General features: G+C 65.2%; 10 protein-coding genes. 6 read left to right on the top strand and 4 right to left on the bottom strand.

Annotated features, from left to right (window positions below):
* Positions 1-716: 716 nt before the first annotated feature.
* The 3 genes from C515_RS0111760 (at position 717) to C515_RS0111765 (ending at position 2,857) form a co-directional block, all read left to right on the top strand.
* A complete protein-coding gene (locus C515_RS0111760; RefSeq protein WP_028455699.1) occupies positions 717-1,718 on the top strand; it encodes a serine/threonine protein kinase in 1,002 nt (333 codons plus the stop codon).
* Positions 1,681-1,863 carry a hypothetical protein gene (locus C515_RS23570; RefSeq protein WP_144290438.1) on the top strand — a complete coding sequence of 61 codons (183 nt, stop codon included), beginning with the start codon at positions 1,681-1,683 and terminating at the stop codon, positions 1,861-1,863. The genes C515_RS0111760 and C515_RS23570 overlap by 38 nt, the downstream gene beginning before the upstream one ends.
* A gap of 148 nt (positions 1,864-2,011) precedes the next feature.
* A complete protein-coding gene (locus C515_RS0111765; protein WP_028455700.1) occupies positions 2,012-2,857 on the top strand; it encodes a 23S rRNA (adenine(2030)-N(6))-methyltransferase RlmJ in 846 nt (281 codons plus the stop codon).
* A 72-nt stretch (positions 2,858-2,929) separates the two neighbouring features.
* Here the strand turns inward: C515_RS0111765 and C515_RS0111770 are convergent, their stop codons facing one another.
* The gene (locus C515_RS0111770; protein WP_028455701.1) at positions 2,930-3,541 is read right to left on the bottom strand and encodes a nitroreductase family protein; all 612 of its coding nucleotides are present in this window, start codon (positions 3,539-3,541) and stop codon (positions 2,930-2,932) included.
* A 121-nt stretch (positions 3,542-3,662) separates the two neighbouring features.
* The gene (locus C515_RS0111775; protein ID WP_028455702.1) at positions 3,663-4,490 is read right to left on the bottom strand and encodes a sugar phosphate isomerase/epimerase family protein; all 828 of its coding nucleotides are present in this window, start codon (positions 4,488-4,490) and stop codon (positions 3,663-3,665) included.
* Between the two features lie 100 nt (positions 4,491-4,590).
* Here C515_RS0111775 and C515_RS0111780 point away from each other — a divergent pair, with 100 nt between their 5' ends.
* On the top strand, positions 4,591-5,499 hold the full coding sequence (locus C515_RS0111780; RefSeq protein WP_028455703.1) for a LysR substrate-binding domain-containing protein: 909 nt from the start codon (positions 4,591-4,593) through the stop codon (positions 5,497-5,499).
* 112 nt (positions 5,500-5,611) lie between these two features.
* Here the strand turns inward: C515_RS0111780 and C515_RS24800 are convergent, their stop codons facing one another.
* Together C515_RS24800 and C515_RS20755 are read right to left on the bottom strand one after the other, a co-directional pair.
* Complete coding sequence (locus C515_RS24800; RefSeq protein ID WP_028455704.1) at positions 5,612-7,393, bottom strand: PAS domain S-box protein; 1,782 nt, start codon at positions 7,391-7,393, stop codon at positions 5,612-5,614.
* A gap of 468 nt (positions 7,394-7,861) precedes the next feature.
* The gene (locus tag C515_RS20755; protein WP_158380815.1) at positions 7,862-8,722 is read right to left on the bottom strand and encodes a polysaccharide deacetylase family protein; all 861 of its coding nucleotides are present in this window, start codon (positions 8,720-8,722) and stop codon (positions 7,862-7,864) included.
* A gap of 202 nt (positions 8,723-8,924) precedes the next feature.
* On the opposite strand from C515_RS20755, the gene C515_RS0111795 reads away from it, so the two are divergent.
* Positions 8,925-9,815, top strand: a complete 891-nt coding sequence (locus C515_RS0111795) for a carbohydrate ABC transporter permease (RefSeq protein WP_028455705.1) — start codon at positions 8,925-8,927, stop codon at positions 9,813-9,815.
* 1 nt (position 9,816) lies between these two features.
* Positions 9,817-10,677, top strand: coding sequence for a carbohydrate ABC transporter permease (locus C515_RS20760; protein ID WP_051304876.1), 861 nt, complete (start codon positions 9,817-9,819; stop codon positions 10,675-10,677).
* Positions 10,678-11,279 lie beyond the last annotated feature (602 nt).

The following is an 11,279-nucleotide window of genomic DNA, read 5'->3' on the forward strand; positions in this document are numbered from 1 at the left end:
AGCCGTCCAGAACAAATCCAAAATCGTGCGCGCCAATCGGGCACAAATTCCGCACAACCGCGCATTGTCAGCCAAGCTCATTACGCTGTCGCTTGGCGTAAACCCCTAGGTTTTGTTGACGCTTATGTTTGCGCTGTCCGTTTGTGCAGTTTCAACCCTGACACAAGGCACGAGCTGACTGAAAAGCCGGAGCCTCATCCGCCGCTGGCCATCAGCCCCGCCATGTCTTGTGGCTGCCGGCCCCTCTGCCCGGGCTCTGGCAGCCCACTATCCACAGCAGATACCATAACTGGTATAAGCATCAAACCATTACTAAAAAAGGGACTCAGCAATATACCCAGAAAACACACGCATTCGCCCAAAAAATGGGCAAGCCCTGAAAAGCCTTGCCGGACAGCAGCTTAGCCCGCTTCTCCACAAGCGCTGCACATCGCTATCCACGCTGGCTGTGCAGAAGATTCCGACAATGCAAGCCGGACAAAATTCGCCCAAAAAACAGGCAATAGCGTTTTTTCCTGTGAAATCATGGCGCAAGCAGGCTTATCCACAGACGATGCACACGCTCGTCCACGCCGTCTGTGCAATTCGTCCTTGCATTGCCGCAAAAATAAGCAGGGCTATTTAATACCGCTGAATCAGCGCCTTAGCCGCCTTGTCCACAGGGCACTCACACGCTCGTCCACGCCGCTTGTGGAAATGCACGATACACTGTCCACATGACGATTCCAGCCCCCCACCCCTACGCCCTGCTTACCCCCGATACCGTGCTCGCCGCCGTCGATGGCACCGGCTGCTTGAGCGACGGCCGACTGCTGGCGCTCAACAGTTTTGAAAACCGCGTCTATCAGGTTGGCCAGGAAGACGGCCCGCCGCTGATTGCCAAGTTTTACCGCCCGGGACGCTGGAGTGACGCGGCGATCCTCGAAGAACACGCCTTCGCCCTGGCGCTGGCCAGCGAGGAAATCCCCGCCGTACCGCCGCTGGCGATCGCCGGCCAGACGCTGTTTGCGCATGCCGGCTACCGCTTTGCGCTGTTTCGCCGCCAGGGCGGGCGCACGCCGGAATTCGATCAGCCCGAAGTCCTGGAATGGCTGGGCCGTTTTCTCGGCCGCAAGCATTTGCTGGGCGCCGCGCGTGCCTATCAGCACCGCCCCAGCCTGGATCGCACGACGTATGGCGATGCGGCCCGCGAAACGGTGCTCGCCAGCGGCTTGCTGCCACCCGAACTGGTCGCGCCCTACCGCAGCGCGGTCAATGCCGCGCTGGTTGCAGTGGATGCCTGCTGGCAGCGTGCCGGCGCCCCGGTCACGCTGCGCCTGCATGGCGACTGCCACCCCGGCAATCTGCTGTGGACAGATGCCGGGCCGCATTTCGTCGACCTGGACGACAGCTGCATGGGCCCGGCCGTGCAGGATTTATGGATGCTGCTGGGCGGCGAGCGCGTGGAAATGGGCCAGAAGCTGGGCGACCTGCTGGCGGGCTATGAAGCCTTCCGTGACTTCGACCTGCGCGAACTGCACCTGATCGAAGCGCTGCGCACACTGCGCATGATTCATCATGCCGCCTGGCTGGCCCGCCGCTGGGACGACCCGGCTTTCCCGCCCGCCTTTCCCTGGTTCAACACGCACGCCTACTGGCAGGAGCATCTGCAACACCTGGCCGAACAGCTGGAGCGCATGCATGAAGCACCGCTCTGGTCGGCCGGATCGGGGTATTGAAACGCCGGCGCACGACGAGCTCGCCCACAGCGCGGCGCAAGCCTGTGGCTGGCACGACGACTCGTCCGCCAAGCCGGACGGGAAAATCCTGCGCCGCCTGCTGGCGCTGACTCTGCAACGATCAATACAGGGAATTACCCCATGAGCCACTGGCCCGCCCTTCATGCCGAACTGCGCGTCGCGCGCGAAACTGCCCGGCGGGAGCGGCAAGAAGTGCAAAAAGTGCTGCGGCGCCAATTGATCGCGGGGCTTTCCGGTAAACTGCGCGCTTTCCCCGCCCGTCCCGCTCCGTCATGCTCAGCTACCGCCATGCCTTTCACGCCGGCAACCATGCCGATGTCCTCAAGCACTGCATCGAGTTGCTGCTGCTTGATTACCTGAACCAGAAAGAAAAACCCTGGTGGTATGTCGACAGCCACGCCGGCGCGGGGCTGTATGCGCTGACCGAGGGCTTTGCCGCGAAGAATGCCGAGTTCAATACCGGCATCGGCAAGCTGTGGCATGCCGGCAATCTGTCCGAGCCGCTCAAGCGCTATGTGGCGGCGGTGAAGGCCATCAACCCCGGTGGCGAGCTGCGTCACTATCCGGGCTCGCCGTGGTTCGCGCTGCAATGCGCGCGCGCGGATGACCGGCTCAAGCTCTTCGAGCTGCACCCGAGTGATTTTGACTTGCTGGCGGGCAATTTCGAACACGTCGGTCGCCGTGCACAAATCACCAAAACCGATGGCTTCAATGCGCTCAAGAGCGTGCTGCCGCCACAGCCGCGCCGCGCGCTGACGCTGATCGACCCGCCATACGAAGTCAAGGACGATTACCAGCGCGTGCCCGCCGCGCTGGAAGAAGCATTGCGGCGTTTTGCCACTGGCACCTATGCCGTGTGGTATCCGCTGCTGGGCCGCGCGGACACCCGCGAAATGCCGGAGAAGCTGAAAAAGCTGCCCGCGCATGGCTGGCTGCGCGCCGAACTGCAGGTGCGCACGCCCGCGCGCGACGGCTTTGGCATGCATGGCAGCGGCATGTTCATCATCAACCCGCCGTGGACACTCGCCGCCACGCTGGCGAATCTGTTACCCGAACTGGTTGAGCTGCTGGGTGAAGATGCCGGCGCGAAATTCGTGCTGGAGCACCACAGCCAGTAAGCGGCCGCCTGCTCCTGCCCGTGTTCCTGCCGCTGCACCGCTACAGCCTCCGCCTGGCATCAGCATGCCGCGTCACACCATTTCCAGCACCGCAGCCACCGGCTTGCGCGGTTTTTGCGGCCAGTTGCCGGACGCGGCCACACCGACCGGCAGCAGCATCACCGGAATGTCGTCGGCCCCCAGGCCGAATTCCTGCGCCACCGCCGCCGCATCGAAGCCGATCATCGGGCAGCTGGCCAGCCCCATGCCTTCGGCCGCCAGCATCAGCGTCATCGCCGCCAGCGAAGCCGAGCGGATCGCTTCGTCGCGCTGCAGCTGCGGATTGTTGCCATAGCCCTCAGTCGCGTAATGCACCATCGTCGCCTGCAGGCCGGCGTCAAAAATGCCGGCATCCACCGTCGCCTGCAGCGTGGCGTGCAGCTCGGCGTGCGGAGCGAGGCGACCGCAGACGATGAAGGTCACCGCGGCCTGCTGCACTTTGTCCTGCCCGTAGGCATGCTGCAGCAGCCGCGCCTTGGCTGCCGCGCTGCGCACGGCGACAAAACGCCAGTTCTGGCTGTTGTAGGCGCTGGGCGCCAGCGTGGCCAGCCGGATCAGCTCGGCGACTTGCGCATTGCTCACTGTCTGCTCGGCCGCGAAGTAGTTGCAGGAAATGCGCTGTTCGATCAGGGTGTTGATGTTCATCTTTGGGTTTCTCCGGATAGGGTTGAATGAGTCAGCGGCTGGCAGCCCCTGGCAATCTGTCAGGTATCAGCCTGAAGCCCTTTCAGGAAATGAGCTGCAGGGCAATACCTGATGATGTAAATCAGGAAGACCGCGCACTGCCCACTGTTGCCGACCGCCAGCCGGCGACGCGCTCGCGCAGCAGGCAAACATTGGCGTGACGTTCGGCGAGCGTGCGCCCTGCCACGCATTCGAGCAGCAAGGGGCCGTCCCAGCCGGCGGCCTGCAGCGCGTTCAGCAGTTGCGGCCATTGCGCATCGCCGTCACCGGGGTTGATCGCCACATCCGGCCCGCCCGCGTCCAGCCGGCAATCCTTCAGCATCACGGCGCGGCAATGCGGGGCGAGCGCGGCCACGCAGTCGCGCGGCAGCTCGGCGCCACGGCTGTAATACAGCACATTGCCGGGGTCGAAACACAAGGCCAGGCCGGGGCTGGCGACCTCGTCATGCAGTCGCAGCAGGTCGGCGAGGCTGGCGGTAATGCCGCCGTGATGCTTCACCACGATGGTCACACCGCAGGTCGCCGCATGCGGCGCTACCGCGGCCAGCAGCCGGCGGTAATCGGCGTAGCGCGCCGGCTCATCGCAGCCCAGGTCCAGCAGCAGCGGCGCCCCCAATGCCGCCGCGTGATCGAGCAGGCGGCGATAGCGATCAATGGCCCGCGGCAGGCCGTCCTGCAACACGACACTGCCAAGCAACAGCCGGGCTGCAAGGCCAGACTGGCGCAGGGCCGCGCGCACGGCGACGAGTTCCGTGGCATTGCTGTCGGCATGCACCGGCCACGCCGGCTGGCCGGCCGTATCGGCACAGGGAAATATCCCCACTTCCGCAAAGCCGGCCGCGGCAATCGCCGCGCAGGCGCGGGCAAAATCGAGTTCCTGATAAGGGCGGGTGGTGCAGGCCAGTGGCATGGCGGGGTCTCGCATCCAGGTAAGGCAGACAGTGTGCGGCGAAACCTGATTGCGATAAATGTGGTAAAACTTTGTCGATTTCTAATCACTGGTTTGCAATATGGACAAATTGCGCAGCATGCAGGTGTTCGTGACCGTGGCCGACTGCGGCAGCTTCAGCGCGGCAGCCGTGCAGCTCGGCATCTCGGCGGTGATGGTCGGCAAATACATCCAGCAGCTGGAGCAGCAGCTGGGCAGCCGCCTGCTGGAGCGCAGCACGCGCCGGCAAAGCCTCAGCGAAGCCGGCAAGGCCTATTGTGCGCACGCCAGGCAGGTGCTGGAGCTGGTCGAAGCCGGCGAGGCAGCAGTGGCCAGCCTGCAGGATTCACCGCGCGGCCTGCTGCGCATCAGTGCGCCGGTCACGCTGGGCGGCGTGGCCATCGCCCCCTTGCTGGCCGGTTATCTGGTGCGCTACCCGCAGGTGCAGGTCGAGCTGATGCTGAGCAATCAGCGCGTGGACCTGATCGAGGACGGCTTCGATCTGGCCATCCGCATCGGCCCTGCACCGCAGGAGCTGGTGGCGCGCGCGCTGCCGCCCTACCAGCTGGCCATCGCCGCCGCACCGGCCTACCTCGCGCGGCACGGCACGCCACAGGAGCCGGCGGAACTGGCCGATCACCATTGCCTGACGCACCGCATCTGGGGGCAGCGCGAAGGCTGGCCGGGGCTGCTGATGGCCGATGGCCGCGAGTGGCCGGCGCCAAGCCGGCTGGCCTGCAACGACGGGCAAGCGCTGCGCCAGGCCGCGCTGGCGGGCGCCGGCATCGTGTTCCAGCCACTGGTGCTGCTCGCCGCCGATCTGGCCTGCGGCGCGCTCGTGCCGGTGCTGAGCGGCCACTGGCCGGCCCCGCGGCCCTGCCATCTGGTCTACCTGCCCGACCACCGCCCGCGCCCCCGGCTGCACAGCCTGGTCGATTACCTGCTGGCGGCGCTGAATGGGCAGGGTATCGCTGCAGAGCCTGATGATTGAAAGGGCTACAGCCTTATACCCAAGCTTTCACCAGCACACGCCCCACGCCAAGCCGAGTGCGCCCCGGCAAGTTGGCGGGGCTGCGTAACAACGCAGCAAACCGCAACAGAGCCTAACTGACGCTGATTTGTTCGGCCTGGCTCAGGCGGTGCAGCGATTGTTCAAGGTTGCGGATGCGCTCGATCGATTCGGCCACCAGCGCCGAAATCTCCTTGGCCGAGCCGGTCGATTGCAGCGCAAGCTTGCGCACCTCTTCGGCCACCACGGCAAACCCCCTGCCCTGCTCGCCGGCACGCGCCGACTCGATGGTGGCGTTCAGCGCCAGCAGATTGGTTTGCGCGGAAATCTGGTTGATCACGGCGATGATGTGGCGGATCTTCTCGCTTGAGGCAATCACCTGGCGCATTTCCTCATCGGTCACCCGCTCGGCCTCCAGCTTGGACGTCACATCGACGCCATAGCTGACTATCGTATGCACGCGGCCACCCGCATCGGTAATCGGGCAGGCCGTGCCATTCATCAGCACCGAACTGCCGTCGCTGCGGAACAACTCGAATTCGCCCGCCACCAGTTCGCCCGCCAGAATGCGCTGGAAGCGCTCATGCCCGATGATTTCGGGCAGCGTGCGGCTGCGCGCCAGCAGGGGCTCCAGGCGATCATCGCCCAGATGCTGCAGCAGATAGTCATTGGCCGCCAGCAGCCGGCCGTCCAGCCCCCATTCGCACACGGCATTGGTGCAGCCGATGGCGGCAAAGCGCTTGCCGTACTCCTGCTCGCGCGCCTTGGTGCGGGTGATGTCGGCCTGCACCACGATGAAATGGCTCAGGGCACCGCCCGCATCAACCACCGGATTGACCGCCAGCGACACCCAGTAATCCCGCCCCGCCGCATCGCGATTGAGCAGCTCGCCATGAAAGGCGCGCCTGTTGCGCAGGGCCTCCTGCAGGCCGGCGGCGGTCTGCGGATCCGCCTGCGGCCCCAGCAGCACATCGAGCGCGCGGCGCTCGCGCACGGCCTGGGCCTGCAGGCCCGTGAGCTGGCTGAAACCATGATTGGCATACACGATGCGCCCCTCGCCATCGGTCACCAGCACCGCATTGTCCGTCTGGTCGACCACCAGCGAAAGCAGGCGGAATTCGGCGCGCCGCTGCACCTCGGCGGTAATGTCGCTGGCGTATTTCACCACCTTGAGCACGCGACCGTCAGGAGTCTTGATCGGGTTGTAGGTGGCGTGAATCCACACTTCGCGCCCACCCTTGGCCAGCCGCCGGAATTCGGCCGTCTGGTATTCCCCCGCGCGCAGGCGTTGCCAGAAGCGCTCGTACTCCGGGCCCGCCAGGTCTTCGGGAGGCGCGAACATGCGGTGCGGCTGACCGACGATTTCCTCCAGCCGGTAGCCCATCAGGCGCAGGAAATTGTCATTGGCGGTGAGGATGCGGCCATCCAGCGCAAACTCGATCACCGCGCCGGAGCGGCGGATGGCCTCGATCTGGGCGCTGTAATCGGCATTCTGCAGCACCTGCGCGGTGACGTCGGAGGCAAACTTGACCACCTTGCTGACGCGGCCGCGATGGCATACCGGCACATAGGATGCCTGTATCCAGACCTCGCGCCCGTCCCGCGCCAGGCGCCGGAAGCAGGCCGTTTGCGCTTCGCCGGCCTGCAGGCGCTGCCAGAACTCACGGTAGGCCGGGCTGTCGGCCTCGGCGGGGTCGACAAACAGGCGATGGTGCTTGCCGCGGATCTCGTCCAGCGCATAGCCCATCAATTGCAGGAAAATCGGATTGGCCGTTTCAATCTGCCCGTCCGGGCGAAACTGGATGACGGCCTGGGCGGTATTCAGGGCATTGAGGACATCACCGGCGGACAACCAGCGGCGCAACCAGCTCAACATGCTTCACTCTCCTGTCAGGCAACTTGCAAGATGCTCTTGCAAACGATAGTCAGAACTGACCATTTTTGCCTGAGCACTGCGGTGCTGCGGCCATGCCAGCGCGGCCCGACCACCGCCCGCGCATCGGCGGCACTGCCTGATCGACCACCTGCCGGTAGCGCTGAATAGCATGGGTATTACTGCACAGCCAAATGATTGCAAAGGCTGCAGCCTGATACCCTGCCATTCACCAGCACCCACCATGGTCCACGCCGGGCGCGCCCCGGCAGGCCGCCGGTCTGCTCAGTCCGGATCATTCTTCGGCACAACGACGCATGGTGCAGAATCAGGCGCTGCTCCGCAGGGCCGCGAGGAAGGGAGCCTCTGAGGGGGAGTGAAAAACCGGCAACACGCCGAAAGAAGCCAACCCGCAAGCTTGCCGCCGGCACTCCGGCGCCGTTGTAGCGGGCGCCAGAACAACAATCCCGGCTATGGTTTTGCCTGCCGGTAAGGCTGAATGCCGAGCAATTGATCCACCGTCACCAGCTCGTAACCGCCGGCGCGCAGCCAGGGAATCAGCGCATCGACCGCCGCCACCGTCTTGCCGCGCTTGCCGCCGGCGTCGTGCATCAGCACGATGGCCTCCTCGTGCACGAAATCCTGCAGGCCGCGCTCGATATTGTGGCGGCCGAACAGCATGCGGTTGCGGTTCCAGTCCTGCGTGTCCAGCGACCAGAGAATCACCTGCATGCCCTTTTGCTGCAGGCGGGCTATCTGCGCGTCGCTGATATGACCATAGGGCGGACGCATCAGCCGCGGCTCCAGGCCCAGCATGTCGCGATACAGCGCCTGCGTGCGGCCCAGCTGCTCGTCCCACCAGTAGGCCTCGTCGGTGTCGACCATGTCGGGGTGATCCCAGGTGTGGTTGCCCAGCGTATGGCCATCGGCCAGCGCGCGCTGCGCCAGCGCCTTGCGCCCGGCGAGGTTCTGCCCCAGCCAGAAGAAGGTCGCGCGTGCCTTGTGGCGGGCCAGCACATCGAGCAGCGCCGGCGTGTCTTCGCCCGGGCCATCGTCAAAGGTCAGCGCGATCAGGCGGCGGTGCGTCGGGCCTTCCAGCCAGACCTGGCCGGGAAAGCGCGCGGCCTGCCCGGCCATGTCCTGCAGCGGCACCTGATCCCAGTTGTCCAGATACGGCGTGCGCACCTGCTGGCTGACCTTGGGCGTGTGCGCAGGCACCGTGGACGGTGCCGGCGGCTGCGGTGGCCACCATTCGCGCACAGAGACGGTGAGCAGCACCGCCACCAGCAGGGCGAGCAGCAGGCGCAACCAGGGGGAAGGGAAACGGGACACGGCAGCACTCCGGCAGACAGGGCGTGCGTCTGCGGCACGCCGATGCCTGCAGCTTGGCCCGCTTTGCATCGCCTGGTTTGTCAGCGCTTGCGCACTTGGCCGGCACGGCGAAAACAAAGCGCAAGCGCTGACAAACGCCTGCCGGCTGGGGCGGCCAGAATCAGGACATCGCTATCGCTGCAATGCAACAAGGAGAATACGCATGGCGCGACCCGGAGTTGGCGAACGCACGGCCTGGCTGTTCATGGCGCCCTTTCTGCTGCTGTTTGCCGTATTCACGCTGTGGCCGCTGCTGTTCAACGGCTGGCTGGCCTTTCACGACTACTTCATCCGCAGCGGCAATATGGCCTGGAACGGCTTTGCGCATTTTGTCGCGCTGGCCGAAGACGAACAGTATTTCCACCCCGCCCTGCGGCACACGCTGATCTTCCTGCTGGTCGTGCCGGTGCTGCAGCTGACCGCTCTGGGACTGGCGATCCTGCTCAGCCCTGCCCGCGCCGGATTCGGTTTTTTCCGCGCGCTGTGCTACTCGCCGGTCATCCTGTCGGTGACCATCGGCGCCGTGGTCTGGCAGCAGCTGCTGCAGCAGGACGGGCTGGTGAACTGGCTGCTCGGCCTCATCAGCGGCGTGCCGCGCCAGAGCCTGCCCGACTGGCTCAACAGCACCGACTGGGCGCTGCCGGCCACCATGGCATTCTTCTGCTGGAAATACGCCGGCTATTACATGGTGCTGTATCTGGCCGGCTTGCAGGGTGTGCCGAAAACGCTGCAGGAAGCGGCCATGCTGGATGGCGCCGGCCCCTGGGCGCGCTTTCGCCACGTGACGCTGCCCGCGCTGCAACCGGTGATCCTGCTGGCCACGCTGCTCTCGACGATTGCCGCGCTCAAGGCCTTTCAGGAAGTAATCGTACTCACCGGCGGCGGCAACGGCACGATCACGCTGCTGGTGTACGCCTACTACTCGGCCTTTTATGCGCAGAATTTCGGCATAGCCGGCGCGGTGGCGCTGCTGATGACGCTGCTCTGCCTGCTGCTGGCCACGCTGCAGCTGCGCTGGTTTGGCGAACACGGCCGCCTGCGCCATGGAGGATGACATGCCCAAGCCCCACCGCCTTGCCACCGGCCCGCTGCTGTGGCCACGCTATGCGCTGCTGTTGCCGATTGCCCTGCTGCTGTGCCTGCCGCTGGCCTGGACGCTGTCGGTCGCCATTTCCGGCGATCCGTCGCAGATGTGGCTGTTCCCGCAGGCCCTGTTGCCGCACGAACCCAGCCCGATGTGGTTCGAGCGCGTCGCAGCGGAAATCCCGATCGGCCGCTATCTGCTCAACTCGCTGGGTATCGCGGTGACGGGCACGCTGGCCAGCGCCTTGCTGGCCATACCCTGCGGCTATGCCCTGTCGCAGATTCCCTTTCGCGGGCAGGGTGCGCTGACAGCCCTGCTGGTGCTCACCCTGATGCTGCCCGGCGAGCTGGCCATCATTCCGAACTTCCTGACCTTCTCGCGCGTGGGACTGCTCGACAGCTACCTCGCGGTCATCCTGCCCGGCGTGGCGACGACCTTTGGCGTCTTCATGATGCGCCAGGCCTTCCAGGACCTGCCGCAGGACATGCTCGACGCCGCGCGTGTCGACGGCGCCAGCGAATGGCAGCTGCTGTGGCGCATCGCGCTGCCGCAGTGCCGACCCATGGTCGCCGCGCTGGTGATCTTCGTCTTCGTGCAGAACTGGAACGACTACCTGTGGCCGGCCGTGGTGCTGAAATCGCGCGAGAAACTGCCGCTGGCCGTCGGCATCTTCAACGACCTCACCGGCCCCTTCTCGACCTCGACCAGCATGGTCATGGCCGCCATCATCGTCGCCACGCTGCCGGTGCTGATCGGCTTCGCGCTGACACAGCGCTACTTCCTCACCAGCCCCGGCAATGCCGACGCACGGGATTATTCGGGGACGAACTGAGGCAGGAGTAGCTTGTGCTGCTGTTGTGCTTGCACAGCCCGTTGGCCCTTCGGGCTGCCCTGCGATGCTCGCTTTTCCGGGGGCGCGGGACAACTCGGCCCTGCGGGCCTCAGACACGTCCCGCACCTGATCCTCCCCCTTCGGGGAAAACTGCGCTTCTCGGCGGCTGCGAGGGCATCGCGTGCCAAGCAGCGGCACAATATACCCATGCAGTGATAAGCCTACAGACAAATAATATAAAGGGCTGCAGTTGCATACCCACCATCGCAGCTTGGGTTGAGCGTAGCGAAACCCAACAATCCAGCGAGTAGGTACGAATAGCGCAGCGTATTCGTATGCATGGGTTTATGCGCCTGCGGCGCGGTGTTTTGATGCCGGGGATGCCCGGCGGCACGTCAGGGGGCTCTACTGCACCCCACAAAGCCTGCGACTTTGCGGGGACCCCGCGCTTGCCAAGCCCCCCGACACCCCCAAGGCGCGCCCGCTCCGCCGGCCCTTCGGGCTACCCTGCGATGCTCGCAAACCACAGCGCGGGTTCGAAACTCGCCCTGCGGGCTCAAACATCTCACCCGCGAAACCCTGTGGCTTGCTGCGCTTCTCGG

The sequence above is a fragment of the Chitinilyticum litopenaei DSM 21440 genome (genome assembly GCF_000428145.1).
GTDB classification, from domain to species: domain Bacteria; phylum Pseudomonadota; class Gammaproteobacteria; order Burkholderiales; family Chitinibacteraceae; genus Chitinilyticum; species Chitinilyticum litopenaei.